The following is a 20,046-nucleotide window of genomic DNA, read 5'->3' as shown; positions in this document are numbered from 1 at the left end:
GAGTGGCCGCATCCGGTGGGGAGTCGCGTCGGTGTAACTACGTACATCCGGCGATCGGGTGAACTTCTACCAGAGATCGCCGTCGCGCCAGTCGCAGGTCAGCAGGCCGGTGCGGTCCAGCTCGCCGTGCACGGGCAGGACGTGCACGGCGTCGGTCTCCTCCGGGGTGGGCACGATGCCCTCGGGGGTCAGGGCCGCGGTGGTGCCGAGCCAGGGTAGCCAGCCCCGGCCGCGGTAGAGGGGCTGGGCGTCCTGGGCCGCGCCGAGGGCGCCGAGCTGGTAGCCGTGGCGGATGACCCGTTCCAGTGGGGCCATCAGGGTGCCGCCGTGGCCGCGGCGCTGGTGGGCGGGGTGCACGGCGACGCCTTCAACGTAGCCGGTGCGCAGCGCGCGGCCCTGGTGCAGCAGCTGTCGCTGGACCACGGCGGCGTGCCCGATCAGCGTGTGGCCGGCGTAGAGCAGGGCGTGCAGGCCGCCGAGGCAGTGTTCCCAGTCCGCATCGGGGAAGTCGCCGTCGAAGGCCAGGTCCAGCAGGGCGCGCAGGTCGCGGCGGGTGGTGGCGTCGAGGTCGGCGGTGTGCAGCAGGCGGAGATCAGTCATGGGTGATGTCCTGGGCGATGCGGCGCAGGCCTGCGGAGAGGTCGGCGGCGGTGGGCGCGGCGTCGGGGTCGATCAGCCATTGCGCCAGCACGCCGCTGAGCAGGGCCTGGTGGATGGCGCCGACCTGGCGGGCGTCGCCGCTGGCCGCGCCGATGTTCTGCAGGAGTTCGGCCAGGCCGAGACGGGCGTGTTCCATGCCCTGGGCCAGGGAGGCGCGCACCTCGGGCAGCTGGTCGATCAGGGGGAAGATCTCGAAGGTGGCCACCCACATCCGGCGGTGGGTGCGGAAGCTGGCCTGCACCCGTTCCCAGTAGCTCTCGAAGCGTTGCAGGGGAGTGGCCTCGGGGTCCAGCTCGGCGGAGAGCGCGGCCTCGACCTCGTCGCCCCACTCCTGGATGGCGGCGTAGAGGGCCTGGTTCATCAGTTCCTGGGTGGAGCCGAAGTGGTAGCCGATGGCGGCCAGGCTCACCCCGGAGGCGCCGGCGATGTCGCGGGCGGTGGTGCGCGCGTAGCCCTTGTCGTAGAGGCACTGCTTCGCCCCCGCCAGCAGGGCCTCGCGGTTGTTTCCCATGGTCACCATCCTAACCCGCGTCTGAGACAGCTGTCTTGCACAACTGTTCTAGACACACGTTTGAGACGCTTGTACAGTCCTCGGCATGACCAAGACCGTGCTCATCTCCGGCGCCAGCGTCGCCGGCCCCGCCCTCGCCTACTGGCTGCGCCGCCACGGCTTCCGGCCCACCGTGGTCGAACGCGCCCCGGCCCCGCGCGAAGGCGGCTACAAGATCGACGTCCGCGGTGCGGCGATGACCGTGTGCGAGCGGATGGGCATCCGGGCGTCGATCGAGGCGGTGGACACCAAGGTCCGCGGCGTCACCTTCGTCACCGAGGGCAACAAGCCGATCGCGAGCATGGACGCCGACTTCATGTACGGCCGCGGCACCGGCGACGCCGAGCTCTGGCGCGGCGACCTCAGCCGCATCCTGGTCCAGGCCTGCGACGAGGAGGTCGAGTGGATCTACGGCGACTCGGTCACCGCGCTGACCCAGACCCCCGAGGGCGTCGAGGCCGTCTTCGAGCGCGCCGCGCCGCGCACCTTCGACCTGGTGGTCGGCGCCGACGGCCTGCACTCCACCACCCGCGCGCTGGCCTTCGGCCCCGAGCCGGACTACCTGCGGCACCTGGGCCGCTACATCTCCATCTTCACCACCCGCCACCACATGGACCTCGACCGCTGGGAGCTGTTCCACAACGGCGTCGGCGGCACCGCCAGCATCTACCGCACCAGCCCGCGCGAGGCGGCCAAGGGCCTGCTGATGTTCGGCGCCGGCGAGCTGAACCTGGGCCGCGATGTCCAGGCCCAGCACCAGGCGTTGCGCGCGGCCTTCGCCGGGATCGGCTGGCAGGTGCCCAACCTGCTCGCCGACCTGGCCACCGCGCCGGACTTCTACTTCGACGCCGTGGCCCAGATCGAGATGCCCAGCTGGAGCACCGGAAGGATCGCGCTGCTCGGCGACGCGGGCTACTGCGCCTCACCGGCCTCCGGGCAGGGCACCAGCCTCGCACTCGTCGGCGCCTACGTGCTGGCCGGTGAACTCGCCCGCAACGCCGGCCACACCGCCGCCTTCGCCGCCTACGAGCGGATCATGCGGCCCTACGTGACGGCCAACCAGCAGCTCGGCGTGACCGGCGCCAAGGGCATGATCACCGACACCGCCTGGCAGCGCAGGCTGCGCGGACTGTCCTTGCGGATGATGAAGTTCACCCCGCAGGGCGCGCGCAACCGGATCGCGGCCAAGATGCACGAGCAGATCCAGCGCGCCGCGCACGCGATCGAGCTGCCCGACTACCCGATCAGCACCAGGGTGTGAGTCAGCCCCACTCCGGCTCGGTCGCCCCGGCCGCGATCGCGGTCACGATCTTGAAGCACTTCATCGCCTCGGTCATGTCGGGGGCGTCGAAACCCACCCGCAGCACGTCGACCTGCTCCACGGTGGGGATCACCGCGGCGGCCATGGCCAGGTGCGCGGCGTCGAACTCCACCTCGATCCGGTGCGGGCCCGGCGCCGGGTCACCCCGCCCGGCCCGGTTCATCGACCGCTGCGCCGCGCTGATGATCAATTCCCACGATCGGGTGGGTGGCAGGCAGATCGCGGCGTAGCGGCTCACGCACTCCTTGACCGCCACCCGCTCGGCCTCCGGCACGTAGGCCGCGGCATCCTCGCAGCACCGGTCGTCCCCGGTGATCATGAGCACCGGGACGCCGTGCTCGGCCGCCAGCGCGGCGTTGAGGCGGCCCTCGCTGGCCAGCACCCCGTCCAGCCACACCCCGGTGATCGAGTTTTCCAGGTAGGTGTGCGCCAGCACGCCCTGCTGGCCGGCGGCGGCGTGGTAGCCGAGGAAGACCACGCCGTCCACGCCGGAGTCGATGCCCTGCATCATCGACAGCGGCTTGTGCCGCCCGGTGAGCATCCTGGCCCGCACATCCAGTTCTTCGATCAACAGGTTTCGCTGCGAGGAATGGGCCTCGTTGACCAGGATGTCGGTGGCACCACCGGCCACCAGGCCGGAGACGCAGGCGTTGACATCGCCGGTGAACACCGGCCGGAACCGCTCCCAGCCGGGCGTGCCGGGCTTGACGTCAGCGCCCCAGGTCACCCCGGTGACACCTTCCATATCGGCCGAGATCAGAATGCGCACGGTTGATCACGTTACGACCTGGACAGTTCTTCGCGGTACTCGTTGACTTGTTATGTGGCGAGATGGTTATTTCTTGGCACCAGCTGGAAGGGGAAGTCGATGACCTCGGCACGCAGGGTGCGCGGACTGCTCGGCGCGTTGCTCGCCTGCGCGGTGGTGGCCGCGCCGGCCATGCTCGCGGCGGCGCCGCAGGCCACCGCGCAGCAGCAAGCGGGCACCACCTTGCGGGTGGGCCTGTTGCAGGGCATCGACTCGCTCAACCCGTTCCTGGCCAGTCTCCAGTCCTCCACGGAGATCGGCAGGCTGATGTATGACTTCCTCACCTCCTACAAGGCCGAGGACAACAGCCCCGGTGAAGGCCTGGCCAAGGAGTGGTCCGCCTCGCCGGACCAGCTGACCTGGACCTTCACCCTGCGGGACAACGCGAAGTGGTCCGACGACACGCCGATCACGGCCAAGGACGTCGCCTTCACCTACAACCTGATGATGAAGGACCCGGTGGCGGCCACCGCCAACGGCAGCTTCGTGACCAACTTCGAGACCGTCACCGCCTCGCCGGACGGCAAGCAGGTCGTGATCAAGACCAAGACGCCGCAGGCCACCATGCTGGCCCTGGACGTGCCGGTGGTGCCCGAGCACGTCTGGTCCAAGGTCGGCACGGGCCTGAAGGACTACACCAACGAGCAGCAGCCGGTGGTCTCCAGCGGGCCGTTCACCCTGCTGGAACACAAGGCCGAGCAGTACGTCAAGCTCAAGGCCAACAAGAGCTACTGGCGCGGCGCGCCCAAGATCGACGAGCTGCACTTCGTCTACTTCAAGAACAGCGACGCCGCCGTGCAGGCGCTGCGCAAGGGCGAGATCGACCTGGTCAACCGGCTCACCGCCGCGCAGTACCAGGCCCTGCAGAACGAGAACGGCGTCAAGCTGAACAAGGCCAACGGCCGCCGCTTCTCCGAGCTCGTGCTCAACCCCGGCGCGGCCACCAAGGAAGGCGCGCCCATCGGCGACGGGCACCCCGCGCTCAAGGACGTCAAGGTGCGCCAGGCCATCGCCAAGGCCATCGACCCCAAGCAGCTGGTCGAGCGGGTGCTGCAGGGCTTCGGCCAGGTCGGCGGCGGCTTCATCCCGCCGGTCTACCCCGACTTCCACCTCACCCCCGAGGCCGCGGGCAGCGCCTTCGACCCCGCCGCGGCCAACGCCGCCCTGGACGCCGCCGGATACCGCAAGGGCGCCAACAACATCCGGGCCGGCGCCGACGGCAAGTCGCTGACCTTCCGGCTCTTCGCCCGCAACGACCGGCCCAACGACATCACCAGCGCCGAGTACGTCAAGCGCTGGCTGGCCGACATCGGCGTCGGGGTGGAGCTGCAGACCATCTCGGCCAACCAGATGAACGAGCGCACCACCGGCGGGCAGTACGACATCGCCTTCTCCGGCTGGGGCACCAACCCCGACCCCGACTTCATCCTCAGCCTGCACACCTGCGACCAGCGTCCCGGCGCCGACGGCAAGGGCGGCACCACCGACTCCTTCCTCTGCGACCCGGAGTACGACCGGCTGTACAAGGCGCAGCTGGGCGAGTTCGACCGGGCCAAGCGCGGCGAGCTGGTCAAGCAGATGCAGAAGGTCGCGGTGGACCGGGCCGCCAGCGTGGTCCTGTACTACGAGAACGCGATGGAGGCCTACCGCAGCGACAAGTTCGCCGCCTTCACCACCCAGCCCAGCGAGGGTGGCGTGATCCGCGAGCAGAACGGCATGTGGGGCTACTACAGCGCCACCCCCGTCGGCGTGGCAGGCGACACCGGCTCCGGCGGCAACACCGGGCTGATCATCGGCATCGTGATCGCCGTGGTCGTGGTCGGCGGCATCGCCGTGGTGCTCCTCGCCCGTCGCCGCAAGGCCTCCGCCGACGATCGGGAGTGAGTTCGTGACCGACCTGCTCGCCCCGGCCGAGCAGCTGGAACCAGCGGGCAAGACCGGTAGGAAGTCCACCGGCACCCTGCGCTACGTGCTCGGCAAGCTCGGCGGCGCGCTGATCAGCGTGCTGTTCGTGATCGTGCTCGGGTTCCTGCTGTTCCGGGTCATCCCCGGCGACCCCGTGCAGACCATGACCCGCGGCCGCCCGGTCGGGGCCGAGCAGCTGGCCCAGCTGCGCATCGAGTTCGGCCTGGACCGTCCACTGTGGATGCAGTTCCTGGACTACTTCGGCGGACTGTTCCAGGGCGAGCTGGGCGTGTCCTACACCTACCGGCGGCCGGTGGGCGAGCTGATCCTGGACCGGCTCGGGCCCACCCTGCTGCTGGTGGGCACCGGCACGCTGATCGCGGTGCTGATCGGGCTGTGGCTGGGCGTGCGCAGCGCGTGGAAGCACGGCAGCCGCTTCGACAAGCTGGCCACCGGCAGCGCGCTGACCCTGTGGTCGGCGCACACCGCCTGGCTCGGCCTGATCCTGATGATGGCCTCCGGCAAGCTGTTCCCCTCCGGCGGCATGGAAGACCCTTCGGTGCCGAACGAGTTCTTCCCCAAGCTGCTGGACATCGCCCACCACCTGGCCCTGCCCTGCCTGACCTTCGTCGCGGTGGTCTTCGCCCAGTACCAGCTGGTGATGCGCTCGGCGCTGCTGGAGGAGACCGGCGCGGACTACCTCACCACCGCCCGCGCCAAGGGCCTCACCGACGACGAGGTCCGCCGCCGCCACGCCGTGCCCAACGCGATGCTGCCCACCATCACCCTGATCTTCCTGCGCCTGGGCCTGGTGGTGCAGGGCGCGGTGACCGTGGAGACCGTGTTCACCTGGCCCGGTCTCGGGCTGTTGCTCTACGAAGGGCTCAGCGTGCCCGATCTGCCGCTGCTGCAAGGAGTCTTCACCGTGCTGGCCGGCAGCGTGGTGGCGATGAACGTCGTGGCCGACCTGCTCTACCGGGTCTTCGACCCCAGGGTGCGTGCGGCATGAGCGCCCCCGTCTCGCCCCGTTCCCTGGCCTGGGCCCGCCGTCGCGAGGCCGCCGGCCGCGCCTGGCGGCAGTTCCGGCTCGACCGCGGCGGCCTGGCCGGGCTGTGCGGGCTGATCCTGATCACGCTGCTGGCGCTGCTGGCCCCGCTGGTCACCGACGCCACCCAGCTCGATGTCACCAAGACCACCGGACGGCCGTTGCAGGGCCCCAGCGCGGACTACCTGCTCGGCACCGACGAGACCGGCCGCTCGGTGCTGCTGCTGGTCTGGTGGGGCGCGCGCGTCTCGCTGACCGTCGGCCTGGCCGCGGCGGTGCTGACCATGGTCATCGGCACCCTGGTCGGGTTGCTGGCCGGGCACTTCGGCGGCTGGGTGGCCGCGGTGCTGATGCGCTTCACCGACTTCTTCCTGGTGCTGCCCTCCCTGGTGCTGGCCATCGCGCTGAGCAGCGTGCTCGACCGCAGCCTGCTCACCATCGTGGTGGCCATCGGCCTGACCTCCTGGCCCAGCGCCGCCCGCCTGGTCCGCGCCCAGACCCTCGCGGTGGAGGCCAGGCCCTACATCGAACGCGCCCGCGCCCTCGGCGGCGGCCACCGCCACCTGATCCTGCGGCACGTGCTGCCCTCCACCGCGCCACTGGTCTTCGCCGACACCACGCTGCAGGTGGCCAGCGCGATCGTGGCGGAGTCCACGCTGTCCTTCCTCGGCCTGGGCGACCCCACCGTGGTCACCTGGGGATCGATGCTGCGCGCCGCCCTCAACAGCGGCGCGGTCTCCGCCGGGGCCTGGTGGTACGTGCTGCCACCCGGCATCGGCATCATGCTCGTCGTGCTCGCCTTCACCCTGTGCGGACGGGCCTTGGAAGCCGTGCTCAACCCACGGCTGCGCAACCCGGGGGGACGCTAGAGATGACCCTGCTGGAACTGCGCGACCTCACCATCACCTACGCCTCCGCACGCGGCCCGGTGCCCGCGGTGCGCGGGGTGAACCTGTCCCTGGACGCCGGGCAGACCCTCGGCATGGCGGGGGAGTCCGGCTGTGGCAAGTCCACCGTGGCCATGTCCATCCTGCGGCTGCTGCCGCGCAGCGCGACCATCAGCGGGCAGATCCTGCTCGACGGCGAGGACGTCACCGGCATGTCCTGGGGCCGGCTGCGCGCGGTGCGCTGGGCCGCGGCCTCGGTGATCTTCCAGGGCGCCATGCACGCGCTCAACCCGGTGCGCCGCATCGGCGAGCAGATCGCCGAACCCATCCTGGTGCACAAGGGCGCGGGCGCGGCCTCCAGCCGGCAGTCCGATGTGGACAGAGCCGTCGCCGAGCTGCTGGAACGCGTCGGACTGCCCGCCCGGCACGCCCGCGCCTACCCGCACGAGCTCTCCGGCGGGCAGAAGCAGCGCGTGATGATCGCCCTCGCGCTGGCCTGCTCACCGCGACTGGTCATCGCCGACGAACCGACCACCGCGCTGGATGTCATGGTGCAGGCCCAGGTGCTGGACCTGCTGGCCGAACTGGTCGCCGAACGCGGCATCGGCCTGATGATGATCAGCCACGACCTGTCCGTGCTGGCCCAGACCTGCCAGCGGCTGGCGATCATGTACGCCGGGCGGATCGTCGAGCTCGGCCCCGCCCAGCAGGTCACCACCGCGCCGGTGCACCCCTACAGCGCCGCACTGTCCGCGGCCTTCCCGACCGTGGGCGACCCGGCCTCCCGGATGGCCCCGCGCGGCCTGCCCGGCGACCCGCCCGACCCGGCCGACCTGCCCGGCGGCTGCCCGTTCCACCCCAGATGTGGTGTCTCCCAACCGGAATGCGCCACCACCGATCTCCAGCTGCGGCCCGCCGGTGACGACCACGCCGCGGCCTGCGTGCACGCCCACGTCCCGGAGGCCGCCCGATGAGCCCGCTGCTGCGCGCCGAGGACCTCGCCGTGCACTTCCGCTCCCGCGCAGGCGCCACCGCCCGCGCCGTGGACGGGGTCAACCTGACCGTCAACGCCGGGGAGATCACCGCACTGGTCGGGGAGTCCGGCTGCGGCAAGACCACCCTGGCCCGCACCCTGCTCGGCCTGGAACGCCCCACCCGCGGCCAGGTCAGCTTCGAAGGAACGCCGCTGCCGCGCTCCACCAAGGGGTTGCGCGCCTACCGCCGCCAGGTGCAGCTCATCCTGCAGGACCCCACCGGCGCGCTCAACCCGCGCCACACCGTCTACGAGGCCGTCGCCGAGGGCCTGCGCATCCACCGCACCCCCGGCAACGAGGCCGAGCAGGTCGCCGACGCCCTGTCCCGGGCCGGGCTCCGCCCGCCGGAACGCTTCTTCCGGGTCTTCCCGCACGAGCTCTCCGGCGGCCAGCGCCAGCGTGTGGTCATCGCCGGCGCGCTGGCCCTGCACCCCAGGCTGCTCATCGCCGACGAACCGGTGGCCTCCCTGGACGCCTCGGTCCGCGGCGAGATCCTGGCCCTGCTGCTCAAGCTCCGCGCCGACCTCGACCTGGCCGCCCTGGTCGTCACCCACGACCTCGGCCTGGCCTGGAACATCGCCGACCGGGTCGCCGTGATGTATCTGGGCCGCATCGTGGAAGCGGGCCCGGTCGAACAGGTCCTCACCAGCCCCCGGCACCCCTACACCCAGGCGCTGCTGTCCGTGCTCGGGGAGAACCGCACCGTGCTGACCGGCGAGGCCCCCGACCCCACGCGCATCCCGGGCGGCTGCCGCTTCCACCCCCGCTGCCCCGCCCTGGCCGGTGGAGCCGCGGCGCCGGTGGCCCAGGCCTGCCGCCGGATCGACCTGCCCGTGCTCACCGCCGACACCGGAACCGAGGTCGCCTGCCACCTGGCCACCGCCCCCGTGCACCGCTGACGAGCCGGGAAGGGCATGCTGAACCCGTGCCAGCCGAACCCGCCATCCCCGTCGAACTGGTCCAGCACGCGCTGCGCGCCATGCGCGCGGGCACCTACCGGCTGGAGTCCACCCCCGATGGGGTGACCGTGAGCCTGGTGATGGCGGTCAGCCCCGCGGGCCGCCGCAACGCCGCCGAACGCCTGCTCCGGTCCCTGGCCGAGTACAACCTCACCCTGGCCACCCCGGACCCGCTGACCGCGCTCACCGACAGCCCCACCGGCCTGCGGGTCGTCCACGCCCATGGCTGAGCGCCTGGGCGGCAGACCCGCGCCCGCCACCGACACCACCGTGCACAACCGGGACTGGGACGTCGAGCAGGACCTCTCCGGCCAGAGCTTCACCCGCGTCGCCTTCCTCGACGTGGACCTCTCGGAGATGTCCAGCCGCCAGGCCACCTTCACCGACTGCACCTTCCGGCAGTGCCGGTTCAACGCCAGCGAACACACCGGCAGCGCCTTCCTCAACTGCACCTTCACCCGCTGCCGCTTCTTCGACACCCGCTTCCTCGACTGCAAGCTCACCGGCAGCATGTTCGACGGCTGCACCTACGAGCTGTTCACCGTCACCGGCGGCGACTGGTCCTACGTGGGCCTGCCCGGCGCCAACCTCAGCCGCGCCACCTTCACCGGCACCCGCCTGCGCGAGGCCGACCTCACCGCCGCCCGCCTGCGCAAGGCCACCCTGCACCGCGTCGACCTCACCGATGCGCTGCTGCACCGGGTCGACCTGACCCAGGCCGACCTCCGCGGCACCGACCTGACCGCGCTCGATCCCCGCAACGCCGAGCTCCAGGGCGCGCGGATCGACCCGGACCAGGCCCTGGTGCTGGTCACCGCGCTCGGCCTGCGCGTCGGCTGACCCGCCCGCCGGAAATCCCGCGACCGGTCACACCCGCAGCGGCTAGCTTGCCCGCCATGAAGGACCGGCCACCCACCCTGACCGATGAGGTCCTGCGCGAAGCCCTGCACGCCTGGCACATCACCCCCACCACCCTCACGCACGCCCCCGTCGGCTTCGGCGACCACCACTGGACCGCCACCGACAACCACACCCGCCGCTGGTTCATCACCGTCGCCGACCTGACCGGCAAACCACACTGCGGCCCCACCCCCGAGCGCGCCTGGCACGGCCTCCACCAGGCCATGGCCACCGCCGCCGCCCTGCCCCTGGACTTCGTGGCCGCCCCGCTCCGCACCCCCGACGGCCACACCCTGCGCCGCCTCGAACCCCACTACGCCATCAGCGTCTTCCCTTACCTGGACGGCACCACCGGCGACTTCGGCGACCCCGTCACCCCCGACGACCGCGCCGAACTCCTCGACCTGCTGGCCAGCCTCCACCACACCCCGCCCCCGCCAACCACTCCGCACCACCGCCCCGACCTCCCCTCCCGGTCCCACCTCAACTCCGCCCTCAAGACCCTCCGCGACCCCTGGGCCGGCGGCCCCTTCGCCGAACCCGCCCGCGACCTGCTCACCCGGCACGCCGCCACCCTCCAGCGCCGGCTCCAAGAGTTCGACCACCGGGCCGCCGCCCTGCGCGGCCGACCGGTCCTCACCCACGGCGAACCCCACCCCGGCAACCTGCTCCGCGCCCAGCACCGCCGCTACCTGCTCGACTGGGACACCGTCGCCCTGGCCGTGCCCGAACGCGACCTGTGGCTGCTCGCCCGGGACGCAGAGGACCTGGCTCGCTACACCGAAATCAGCGGCCGCCCGGTCGACCACTCGGCCCTGGAGCTGTACCGGCTGCGCTGGGCGCTGGAGGACGTCGCCGCCTTCCTCACCTGGTTCCGCGCCCCGCACACCCGCACCGCCGACACCGAACAGGCCTGGACCGGCCTCACCGGCACCCTGGCCGAGCTGGGCGATGGCTAGGGTGGGTGATCATGAGCGAGCAGAAGGAACGCATGCTGCGCGGCGAGCTGTACCGGGACAACGACCCGGTGCTCCTCGCCGAACGCCGGCACTGCCAGCGCCTGGTCGATGAGTTCAACGCGACCCGCTCCGGTGAAGACGAACAACGGCAGCGGATCCTCGCCGAGCTGCTGGGCGGCATCGGCACGGGATCGTGGATCATGCCGCGGTTGCAGTGCGACTACGGCTACCTCATTCGCCTGGGGGACAACAGTTTCATCAACTACGACGCGATCCTGATGGACTGCGCGCCGATCACCATCGGCAACGACGTCTCCATCGGGCCACGGGCCCAGCTGCTCACCTCGCTGCACCCGATCGAGGACCACGAGCTCCGGCGCCAGCGCTGGGAGACCGCCGCGCCGATCACCATCGGCGACAACGCCTGGCTCGGCGGCGGCGTCATCGTCTGCCCCGGCGTCACCATCGGCGCGAACACCGTGGTCGGCGCGGGCAGCGTGGTGACCAGGGACCTGCCCGAGCGGGTTCTGGCCGTGGGCAACCCCTGCCGGGTGATCAGAAACCTGTGAGGCGCTGACCTGGGGCATTACCTCTGGGGTAATCGACAGCGTGACCCCGGTCGGGAGATCGTCATGCCGGCAAGCACGAACGACGATCTTCCGACCGAGGAGTCACGATGACCACTCAGACCACCGCCACCGCTGCCAACCCGCACGGCCTGCTCCGCCTGGCGCTGCGCCTGGACGCGGTGGCCTCCGGCGGGATGGGCCTGCTCCTGCTGCTGGGCAGCTCCTTCCTCACCGAGCTGCTGGGCCTGCCCGCCGGACTGCTGCTCGGCGCGGGCGCGGTGCTGGTCGTCTTCGCCGCCGGTGTGGCCACCGTGGGTATGCGGCGGCGACTCAGCCGGGTCGGCGCCTGGGAGATCGTGGTGATCAACGCGCTGTGGGTGATCGCCAGCCTCGCGGTCGCCGCGACGGTGTCCATGACTGGCCTGGGCCTGGCGTTCGTGCTGGTCCAGGCAGCCACGGTGGCCGTGTTCGCCGAGCTCCAGGTGGTCGGGCTGCGCCGCGCCGCCCGCTAGCCCGGTGACTTGCCGAAGGCTCCGGTGCTGGATACAGTGGCGCTCCATTCAAACTTGAGTAACGGGGGACGTCATGCGGATTCTGGTCACCGGAGCCAGCGGGACCATCGGCGGCGAGGTGCTCCGGCAGCTGCTCGCCGCCGGGCACCCGGTGCGGGCGCTCACCCGCGACCCGGCCCGGGCCGGCCTGCCCGAAGCCGCCGAGGTGGTCGCCGGGAACCTGGCCGAGCCGGACAGCCTCACCGGGCTGTTCACCGGCGTGGACCGGATGTTCCTGGCCCCCGCCTTCGCGCTGACGAGCACGGCGGCGCAGGTCGTGGCCGCCGCGACCAACGCCGGGGTGCGGCGGATCGTGACGCTGTCCTCGGGCGCGGTGGTCGACGACGAACCCGGGGTCGACGACGCCGGCTACCACCACGCCGCCGAGGTGACCGTGGAACGGGCGGTGGAGGCCGCCGGGGTCGAGTGGACGCACGTGCGGGCCGGGGAGTTCATGGCCAACACCCTGGACTGGGCGCACGCCATCCGCACCACCGGCGTGGTGAGCTCGCCCTTCGGCAAGATCGCCAGCGGTATGGTGCACGAGGCCGACATCGCCGCGGTCGCGGTCGCCGCGCTGACCCAGGACGGGCACCACGGAGCCAAGTACGTGCTCACCGGATCAGAGCTGGTCACCCCGCCGGAACAGGTCGCCGCGATCGCCGCGGCGATCGGCCGGGAGCTGCGGTTCGAGGCGATCAGCCCGGCCCAGGCGCGGGCGAACTGGCAGGCTCAGGGCCACGACCCGGCGTTCATCGACTGGATGCTGGGACCCGAGGACGCCCCGTTCGCCGAGTCGGATTTTGCCGGGGCCGCGGAGTTGACCGATGACGTCGAGCGGGTGCTGGGACGCCCCGCTCACCCCTACGCGCGATGGGCCGCCGATCATGCAGATGACTTCCGGTAAGCCGAGGACCTACGCCGGTGACCGGGCCACCCGGCCGGTCGGCGAACTGCTCCGCGGGTGGCGGGACCGCAGGCGGCTCAGCCAGCTGGAGCTGGCGGTGCAGGCCGACATCTCCACCCGGCACCTCAGCTTCGTCGAGACCGGGCGGTCCAAGCCCAGCCGGGACATGCTGCTGCACCTGGCCGAGCAGCTGGACCTGCCGCTGCGGGAACGCAACCACCTGCTCTTCGCCGCCGGCTACGCCCCGGTCTACGCCGAATCGCAGCTGGACGCCCCGCACATGGCCGCGGTGCGGACCGCGGTGCGGCAGATCCTCACCGCCCACGAGCCCTACCCGGCGGTCGTCATCGACCGGGCCTGGACCATGGTGGAGGCCAACGCCAGCATCGGCGTGCTCACCGAGGGCGTGCGGCCCGACCTGCTCACGCCACCGGTGAACGTGCTGCGGGCCAGCCTGCACCCCGACGGGCTCGCGCCCCGGATCGCGAACCTGGGGGAGTGGCGGGCGCACCTGCTGGGCAGGTTGCGGCGGCAGGTGGCGATGACCGCCGATCCGGTGCTGACCGAGCTGTACGCCGAGCTGTCCGGCTATCCGTGCGCCGAGCCGGAACCGGAGGTCGAGCTGCCAGGGCCGGGCGAGGTCGTGGTGCCGCTGCGGGTGCGCCACCAGGGCCGGGAGCTGACCTTCTTCAGCATGGTCGCCACCTTCGGCACCCCGGCCGACATCACCGTCTCCGAACTGGCGATCGAGTCCTTCTTCCCCGCCGACGCGGCGACCGCGGCCGCGCTGCGCGGGTAGTCAGGAGGTCGGGCGCAGTGAGCTGAGCAGCAGCTCGGTGAAGTCCGCGCCGATCTCCGCCGCGCTCTTCGGGCCGCTCGGGCGGTACCACACCGCCATGTGGTGGATGGCGCCGAAGAAGGAGTGCGTCACCAGGTCCGCCGAGATGTCCGGGCGGAACTCGCCGGTGCGCTGGCCTTCCTCGACCAGGCCGCGGAAGCGCTCGTGGTAGCGGCGGCGCTCGGCGCGGACCGTGGCCAGGGTGGTCGGCGGCAGGTGGTGCATCTCCCGGAAGAAGACCGTCACCTCGCGCAGGCTGCCCGCACTGCTGGTCACCACGTCCTCGGCGGCCGCGCGCAAGCGCTGGGCAGGGGAGCCGGCGCTGGTGGCAATCTCTTCCAGGCGGTAGGTCTGGCGGAACAGCAGGCGCCGGTAGACCTCGTGCAGCAGCTCGGCCTTGGACTTGAAGTAGTGGTACAGGCCGCCCTTGGTCACGCCGGCGGCATCGGAGATCTCCTGCACCGAGGTGGCCGGGTAACCCTTCTCGGCGAACAGGCGGGTGGCGGCCTCGACCAGCCGCTCCGGCACAAACCGGTCGGTAGGTTCGGGTGCGGATCGTGCGGACACAGTGCTGATAATGCCAGCAAAGCAGCCGATTGGCTGCACCCGATGAGCGGCATTGCCGACATTCCAACTGGTCGGTAACCTCCGTGAGGTGGCACTGACGGACACCCGAGAGGTCGACGCCCTGGTGGTGGACTACGGCGGGGTGCTGACCACCTCGATCCGCTCGTCCTTCCGCGACTGGTGCGCGGCCGACGGCATCACCCAGGACAGCCTGCGCGGGCTGCTCGGCGACTGGCTCGGCGCGCGGGCCGAGGCCGGCAACCCGATCCACCTGCTGGAGACCGGCGAACTGGACACCGGCGAGTTCGAGCGGCACCTGGCCGCCCGGCTGGAGACGGTGGACGGGCGGGCCATCGAGCCGGACGGGCTGATCCGGCGCATGTTCGCCCGGGTGCGGCCGGATGAGGCGATGCTCGGCCTGCTGCGGGCTGCCCGCCAGGCCGGGCTGCGGACCGCGCTGCTGTCCAACAGCTGGGGCGGCGGCTACCCGATGGCGCGGTTGCGGGAGCTGTGCGAGGTGATCGTGATCAGCGGCGAGGTCGGGCTGCGCAAGCCGGACGCGGCGATCTACCAGCACACCGTGCGGCTGCTGGGACTGCCCGCGGATCGGTGCGTCTTCGTCGACGACGCCGAGCCCAACGTGCTCGGCGCGCGAGCGGTGGGCATGCACGCGGTGTGGCACACCGACGCGGAGAGCACCATCGCGGCGGTGGCCGCGCTGGCGCCCGGACTGGCGGGAGGAGCGGTATGAGCGGCGCGGAGGAGTTGCCAGGGCTTGACCTTGGGCGGTTCCGGGACTACCTCGATGAGCAGCGGCCCGGGTTGCGGGCCGGAGAGCTGCGGGCCGAGCTGATCGCGGGCGGACGCTCGAACCTGACCTACGCCGTCACCGACGGGGTGCACGAGTGGGTGCTGCGGCGGCCGCCGCTGGGACATGTGCTGGCCACCGCGCACGACATGGGCCGGGAGCACCGGGTGATCACCGCGTTGCGGGACACCGCGGTGCCGGTGCCGACCACCGTGCTGCTCTGCGCCGACCCCGAGGTGCTGGGCGCGCCGTTCTACCTCATGGAACGCACGCCGGGGCAGGTGCTGCGGACCCGGGGCGACGCGGCGTGGTTGCGGCCGGAGCAGGCGCGCGCGTTGTCGCTGGAGCTGGTGGAGGTGCTGGCCGACCTGCACGCCGTGGCCCCGGAATCGGTGGGGCTTGGCGACTTCGGGCGGCCGGAAGGGTTCCTGACCCGGCAGGTCAACCGGTGGAAGAAGCAGCTGGACGCCTCGCGCAGCCGAGAACTGGACGGCATCGACGAGCTGCACGCCCAGCTGGGGGCACGGATCCCGGACTCCGGGCCGCCCGCCATCCTGCACGGGGACTACCGGCTGGGCAACGTGCTGGTGGGCAAGGATCCGGTGCGCATCACCGGGGTGCTGGACTGGGAGATGTCCACCCTGGGCGATCCGCTGACCGACCTGGGCCTGCTGGCGGTCTACAACCACGACCTCGGCGCCGCGGGGGAGGAGATCTCCGGCAGCAACTCCGTGCCGGGACTGGCCGCCACCGAGGAGCTGATCGCGCACTACGCCCAGCGCAGCGGCCGGGGCGTCGGGCGGCTGAACTGGTACGTGGCGCTGAGCTTCTTCAAGCTCGCGGTGATCGTGGAGGGCATCCACTTCCGGTTCGTGGCCGGCCAGACCGTCGGCGCGGGCTTCGACAAGATCGGCAAACTCACGCCCCTGCTGGTGAGCAGCGGGTTGACCGCACTGGCAGAGGAGAGCTAGATGGACTTCGCCCTCGACGAGCGCACCCTGGAGCTGCGGGAGAAGCTGCTGGCGTTCATGGACTCCCACATCTACCCGGCCGAACGCGAACTGCTCGGCGCCGAGCCGGCGCCCGGCGCGGAGTGGGACCGGCCCTCGGTGATGGAGGACCTCAAGGAAGAGGCGCGCAAACGGGGTCTGTGGAACCTCTTCCTGCCCGGCGCGCACGGGGCGGGGCTGACCAACCTGCAGTACGCGCCGCTGGCCGAGGTCACCGGGCGCAGCCCCGCGCTGGCCCCCGAAGCGCTCAACTGCGCCGCGCCGGACACCGGCAACATGGAGCTGCTGGCCGAGTTCGGCTCCGAGGCGCAGCAGCGGCGGTGGCTGGAACCGTTGCTGGGCGGGCAGATCCGCTCCGCGTTCTGCATGACCGAACCGGACGTGGCCTCCTCCGACGCGAGCAACATCGCCACCCGGATCGAACGCGACGGCGACCACTACGTCGTCAACGGCCGCAAGTGGTACGCCTCCGGGGCGATGAGCCCGGACTGCGCGGTGCTCATCGTCATGGGCAAGACCGATCCGGCCGCGGACCGGCACCGCCAGCAGAGCATGATCATCGTGCCCGCGGACACGCCGGGGGTGGACATCAAGCGCGGCATGCACGTCTTCGGCTACACCGACGGCGCGCACGGCGGGCACGCCGAGGTCGTCTTCACCGACGTCCGGGTGCCGGTGGAGAACCTGGTCGCCGGTGAGGGCGACGGGTTCGCCATCGCGCAGGCCCGGCTCGGGCCCGGCCGGATCCACCACTGCATGCGCCTGGTCGGCATGGCCGAGCGGGCCCTGGAACTGATGTGCCGCCGGGCCTGGGACCGGGTGGCCTTCGGCAAGCCACTGGCCGAGCAGGGCGTGGTGCGGGAGTGGATCGCCGAGTCCCGGGTGCGCATCGAGCAGACCCGCCTGCTGGTGCTCAAGACCGCGTGGCTGATGGACAACGTCGGCAACAAGGGCGCGCACACCGAGATCCAGGCGATCAAGATCGCCACCCCGCGGATGACCGAATGGGTGGTGGACAAGGCGATCCAGGCACACGGCGCCGGGGGAGTCAGCCAGGACACGCCGCTGGCGCACCTGTGGGCGCAGGGCCGGACGCTGCGGCTGGCCGACGGGCCGGACGAGGTGCACCTGGCCTCGCTGGCACGGCGGGAACTGAAGAAGTACCAGGGCTAGCCGAGCCGGGAGCGGTGCGTCCACAGTGGACACACCGCTCCCGGTCACGTGGTCAGCCGCGCCGGAACGAGAACGGGCAGTGCGTGCCGCCCAGGCCCAGCGTGGTCGGCCGCTCGAAGCTCAGGCCGTGCCGGTCCGGATCGATCGCGCCGATCCAGCTCTCATCCCACGCGCACATCACCGGCGTCAGCTCGGCGGCCTCGTGCGCGACGAGCACGTCGTGGTAGAAGCACCGCCGCACTTCCAGCAGGTAGGCGCGGTCGTCGTCGGCCGCGCGGTGGAAGGTGAAACCCGCGCCGAAGGCGTGTTCCTCCCGGGCCTTGCTGATCGCGACCATGGTGGCGAAGGCGTCCTCGGCGTAGTCCAGGGCGTACCTCGTGCCCTGGGCGACCTGCTCGGCGAACGGCTCGGTCAGCGCCCGCCGCAACAGCGTGTGGCGGTCGGCATCGGCAGGCAGCGCCCGGAACGCGGCCACCAGCACGGTGACCAGGGCCAGGTTGTGCCGGGCCGCCTCGTCGACGATCCGGTGGGCCTGCTCGGCGGCCAGCTCCGCGCCTGTCGTCCTGGCTGCGGCGGTGTCGAAGCCGGGGACCAGCTCGGCGAGCCTGGTGAGGAAACCGTCGATCAGCGGGGGAATCTCGCTCGCCGGATCCGGCACGTAGGCGGCGTCGAGCGGTTCGAACTGGTTGGTGGACATACTGGTCCTCTCTCAAGGTCCCAGCGCGCTCCACCAACCGACCTGGCGCTGACTAATGGTTGACGGCGACCACTATGGCACAGCGGTCAGGTCGTCAGGGTGAAATCGGTGAAGGTGGCGGTGAAACCCGTGCCGTCCGGAGAGGCGCACATCGGGCCGATCCAGGCCGGGCGCTTCGGCGGCAGGTAGGCCAGCCGCAGCATGGTCTCCGGGGCCGCGCCGTCGACGCCGTAGCGGATGGTCACCGCGTCGCCGGCGCGCTGCACCGACAGCCGCACCGCACGCAGCCCGGCGGGCGCGGGCAGCACCGACCAGTCGGAGAACTCCCTGGTCGCCACAGCGCTGAGCCACAGCCTGCCGTCCAGCTCGATACCGGTCTTGATCCAGTTCCGCTCGTCCAGGCGGATCATCAGCCCGGCCTGGTCGTAGCGGTCGTGATAGTCGGCGCGGAAGGTCACCGAAGCGGTGAAGTCACCCGGCATCCGGCGGCCCAGAAAGTGCCCGGTGTCGCGGATGAAACCGTAGTGGGTGACCCGCCAGAAGTCGGTGTCCGGTGCGGCGCGCACGGTCAGCCGGCCGTCCGAGACGCTCCACTTGGGCGGCTCGTTGAGCCAGGCCCAGTCACTGCTGCCGAAGTCCGCCGCACTCATCCCGCGATCCTAGGTCCGCGAAAACTCGGTTGGCTCCGGCCGGACGGCGGGAGCATGATCGGCGGCGATGGCTACCGAGTCGGTTCTGGTGAACTACGTCTACGCGCACAACGTCGGCCACGCGATCGAGGCGCTGCACTACGCGCACGGCTACCACCTGGCCGGGCCGGATCGCCGGATCGCGGTGGCGCTGAACAAGAACACGCCGGTGGAGCTGGCCGCGCTCTGCGACTGCGTGGACGAGGTGTACCCGGTCGAGGTGGACCTCTTCGACGGCGGTTTCGACGCCGCGGCCGCGCTGGCCGGGATCCCCCGGGACTGGGACTGGGTGGTCGGCGACGTCCGCTTCACCCAGGACTTGCAGCGGCAGCTGTTTCCCGGGCTGGCCCACTACTACGACGCTGCTGCCACGCATTTCCGCCCGGCCAAGGGCATCGGCTTCGCCGGGCTGACCAAGGTCGGACCCGCCTACCAGCCGCACCAGCAGCTGCGCCTGACCCTGCCGCCCGCCGAGGCCGCGCGGGGCAAGTCGCTGGTGGGGGACGCGCCGGTGACCATCGCGGTGCTGCCCGGCGGCAGCGCGCCGCGCGAGCTCTACCCCGCCACCGAGTCCTGGGAGCTGATCCTCGGCGCGCTCGCGGAAAAGTTCCCCGGCACGCGGTTCTGCTTCCTGGGCAAGCTCGACAGCAGCGACGGCCGCACCGGCACCAGCTTCGGCCCCGGCGAGCTCGACCGGCTGCGCACCGCCTTCCCCAGCGTCGCCGCGGTCGACGTGCCGGTGGTCGAACAGCTCGCCGCGCTGGCCGCCTGCGACCTGCTGGTGGCCCCGCACTCCGGGTTCGCCTTGACCGCCTCCACCCTCGGCGTGCCGTGGCTGGCCCTGTCGGGCAACCGCTGGCCCGAGTACTACTTCAACGGCGTCCCGTTCTACTCGGTGCTGCCCGACCCGGCCAGGTTCCCCTGCTACACCCTGTTCGAGGCCGATCCGGAGCTGGTGACCGAGCCCGGCGGGCCGCGCGCGCCCAGCATGAGCCACGCCCGGTTCGTCGCCGACCTGCCGGAAATCCTGACCGGAGCCGGGCTGCTGCTCGGCGACTGGCCCTATCCAGATGCGCTCAGTGACCACTTCCGACGTCTGAGCTGCCGTTTTCCCGACTGGAGCACGTGGTTCTTCTCCCTGGATGGCGCGCACCAGCCGTTCCTAAGCTGATCGTGGACCCATGTTCACCTGATGCGGGCGGATGCCGC

At 71.5% G+C, this 20,046-nt stretch carries 23 protein-coding genes; 17 read left to right on the top strand and 6 right to left on the bottom strand.

The features are described from left to right. Positions 1–66: 66 nt before the first annotated feature. Together ACWDY5_RS26500 and ACWDY5_RS26495 are read right to left on the bottom strand one after the other, a co-directional pair. Entirely contained in the window at positions 67–600 is a 534-nt protein-coding gene (locus tag ACWDY5_RS26500; protein WP_449724874.1) for a GNAT family N-acetyltransferase, read from the bottom strand. Then, complete coding sequence (locus ACWDY5_RS26495) at positions 593–1,171, bottom strand: TetR/AcrR family transcriptional regulator (RefSeq protein ID WP_252480368.1); 579 nt, start codon at positions 1,169–1,171, stop codon at positions 593–595. The genes ACWDY5_RS26500 and ACWDY5_RS26495 overlap by 8 nt, the downstream gene beginning before the upstream one ends. A gap of 85 nt (positions 1,172–1,256) precedes the next feature. Here ACWDY5_RS26495 and ACWDY5_RS26490 point away from each other — a divergent pair, with 85 nt between their 5' ends. Continuing rightward, positions 1,257–2,471, top strand: coding sequence for an FAD-dependent monooxygenase (locus ACWDY5_RS26490; protein ID WP_449724873.1), 1,215 nt, complete (start codon positions 1,257–1,259; stop codon positions 2,469–2,471). 1 nt (position 2,472) lies between these two features. Here the strand turns inward: ACWDY5_RS26490 and ACWDY5_RS26485 are convergent, their stop codons facing one another. Further along, a complete protein-coding gene (locus tag ACWDY5_RS26485; RefSeq protein WP_449724872.1) occupies positions 2,473–3,300 on the bottom strand; it encodes a M55 family metallopeptidase in 828 nt (275 codons plus the stop codon). Between the two features lie 99 nt (positions 3,301–3,399). Here ACWDY5_RS26485 and ACWDY5_RS26480 point away from each other — a divergent pair, with 99 nt between their 5' ends. From ACWDY5_RS26480 to ACWDY5_RS26425, 12 genes are all read left to right on the top strand, one after another. Beyond that, positions 3,400–5,223, top strand: a complete 1,824-nt coding sequence (locus tag ACWDY5_RS26480; protein WP_449724871.1) for an ABC transporter substrate-binding protein — start codon at positions 3,400–3,402, stop codon at positions 5,221–5,223. 4 nt (positions 5,224–5,227) lie between these two features. Continuing rightward, complete coding sequence (locus ACWDY5_RS26475; RefSeq protein WP_449724870.1) at positions 5,228–6,253, top strand: ABC transporter permease; 1,026 nt, start codon at positions 5,228–5,230, stop codon at positions 6,251–6,253. Next, positions 6,250–7,158 (top strand): ABC transporter permease, encoded by a 909-nt coding sequence (locus ACWDY5_RS26470; protein ID WP_449724869.1) that lies wholly within the window; start codon positions 6,250–6,252, stop codon positions 7,156–7,158. Before ACWDY5_RS26475 ends, ACWDY5_RS26470 begins: the two co-directional genes overlap by 4 nt. Before the next feature lie 2 nt (positions 7,159–7,160). Next, positions 7,161–8,150, top strand: coding sequence for an ABC transporter ATP-binding protein (locus ACWDY5_RS26465; protein ID WP_449724868.1), 990 nt, complete (start codon positions 7,161–7,163; stop codon positions 8,148–8,150). Next, complete coding sequence (locus ACWDY5_RS26460; RefSeq protein WP_449724867.1) at positions 8,147–9,109, top strand: ABC transporter ATP-binding protein; 963 nt, start codon at positions 8,147–8,149, stop codon at positions 9,107–9,109. The genes ACWDY5_RS26465 and ACWDY5_RS26460 overlap by 4 nt, the downstream gene beginning before the upstream one ends. A 26-nt stretch (positions 9,110–9,135) precedes the next feature. Beyond that, entirely contained in the window at positions 9,136–9,399 is a 264-nt protein-coding gene (locus tag ACWDY5_RS26455; RefSeq protein WP_449724866.1) for a hypothetical protein, read from the top strand. Beyond that, positions 9,392–10,009: a pentapeptide repeat-containing protein gene (locus ACWDY5_RS26450; protein ID WP_449724865.1), complete on the top strand. Its 618-nt coding sequence runs from the start codon at positions 9,392–9,394 to the stop codon at positions 10,007–10,009. Before ACWDY5_RS26455 ends, ACWDY5_RS26450 begins: the two co-directional genes overlap by 8 nt. A 56-nt stretch (positions 10,010–10,065) precedes the next feature. Beyond that, a complete protein-coding gene (locus ACWDY5_RS26445) occupies positions 10,066–11,028 on the top strand; it encodes a phosphotransferase (protein ID WP_449724864.1) in 963 nt (320 codons plus the stop codon). Positions 11,029–11,039: 11 nt separating this feature from the next. Continuing rightward, the gene (locus tag ACWDY5_RS26440) at positions 11,040–11,597 is read left to right on the top strand and encodes a sugar O-acetyltransferase (RefSeq protein WP_449724863.1); all 558 of its coding nucleotides are present in this window, start codon (positions 11,040–11,042) and stop codon (positions 11,595–11,597) included. A 107-nt stretch (positions 11,598–11,704) separates the two neighbouring features. After that, a complete protein-coding gene (locus ACWDY5_RS26435) occupies positions 11,705–12,109 on the top strand; it encodes a hypothetical protein (RefSeq protein ID WP_449724862.1) in 405 nt (134 codons plus the stop codon). A 73-nt stretch (positions 12,110–12,182) separates the two neighbouring features. Further along, the gene (locus tag ACWDY5_RS26430) at positions 12,183–13,055 is read left to right on the top strand and encodes an NmrA family NAD(P)-binding protein (protein ID WP_449724861.1); all 873 of its coding nucleotides are present in this window, start codon (positions 12,183–12,185) and stop codon (positions 13,053–13,055) included. Then, entirely contained in the window at positions 13,042–13,854 is an 813-nt protein-coding gene (locus tag ACWDY5_RS26425; RefSeq protein ID WP_449724860.1) for a helix-turn-helix domain-containing protein, read from the top strand. The genes ACWDY5_RS26430 and ACWDY5_RS26425 overlap by 14 nt, the downstream gene beginning before the upstream one ends. Here ACWDY5_RS26425 and ACWDY5_RS26420 read toward each other — a convergent pair whose 3' ends face one another. Continuing rightward, positions 13,855–14,469: a TetR/AcrR family transcriptional regulator gene (locus ACWDY5_RS26420; RefSeq protein WP_449724926.1), complete on the bottom strand. Its 615-nt coding sequence runs from the start codon at positions 14,467–14,469 to the stop codon at positions 13,855–13,857. Positions 14,470–14,548: 79 nt separating this feature from the next. Between ACWDY5_RS26420 and ACWDY5_RS26415 the strand changes: the two genes are divergently transcribed. The 3 genes from ACWDY5_RS26415 to ACWDY5_RS26405 are packed head-to-tail and all read left to right on the top strand — an operon-like array spanning position 14,549 to position 17,451. Then, positions 14,549–15,211: an HAD family hydrolase gene (locus ACWDY5_RS26415; RefSeq protein ID WP_449724859.1), complete on the top strand. Its 663-nt coding sequence runs from the start codon at positions 14,549–14,551 to the stop codon at positions 15,209–15,211. Next, on the top strand, positions 15,208–16,239 hold the full coding sequence (locus ACWDY5_RS26410) for a phosphotransferase family protein (RefSeq protein WP_449724858.1): 1,032 nt from the start codon (positions 15,208–15,210) through the stop codon (positions 16,237–16,239). The genes ACWDY5_RS26415 and ACWDY5_RS26410 overlap by 4 nt, the downstream gene beginning before the upstream one ends. Further along, positions 16,240–17,451, top strand: coding sequence for an acyl-CoA dehydrogenase family protein (locus ACWDY5_RS26405; RefSeq protein WP_449724857.1), 1,212 nt, complete (start codon positions 16,240–16,242; stop codon positions 17,449–17,451). A 52-nt stretch (positions 17,452–17,503) separates the two neighbouring features. Here the strand turns inward: ACWDY5_RS26405 and ACWDY5_RS26400 are convergent, their stop codons facing one another. Then, positions 17,504–18,148 (bottom strand): L-2-amino-thiazoline-4-carboxylic acid hydrolase, encoded by a 645-nt coding sequence (locus ACWDY5_RS26400; protein WP_449724856.1) that lies wholly within the window; start codon positions 18,146–18,148, stop codon positions 17,504–17,506. An 86-nt stretch (positions 18,149–18,234) separates the two neighbouring features. Next, on the bottom strand, positions 18,235–18,798 hold the full coding sequence (locus ACWDY5_RS26395) for a DUF1349 domain-containing protein (RefSeq protein WP_449724855.1): 564 nt from the start codon (positions 18,796–18,798) through the stop codon (positions 18,235–18,237). Positions 18,799–18,865: 67 nt separating this feature from the next. Here ACWDY5_RS26395 and ACWDY5_RS26390 point away from each other — a divergent pair, with 67 nt between their 5' ends. Then, positions 18,866–20,008 carry a glycosyltransferase family 9 protein gene (locus ACWDY5_RS26390; protein ID WP_449724854.1) on the top strand — a complete coding sequence of 381 codons (1,143 nt, stop codon included), beginning with the start codon at positions 18,866–18,868 and terminating at the stop codon, positions 20,006–20,008. Positions 20,009–20,046: the final 38 nt, after the last annotated feature.

The organism is Crossiella sp. NPDC003009, assembly GCF_053591555.1.
The sequence above is the reverse complement of the archived record's forward strand: the minus strand, read 5'-3'. Positions and strand labels throughout refer to the sequence as shown.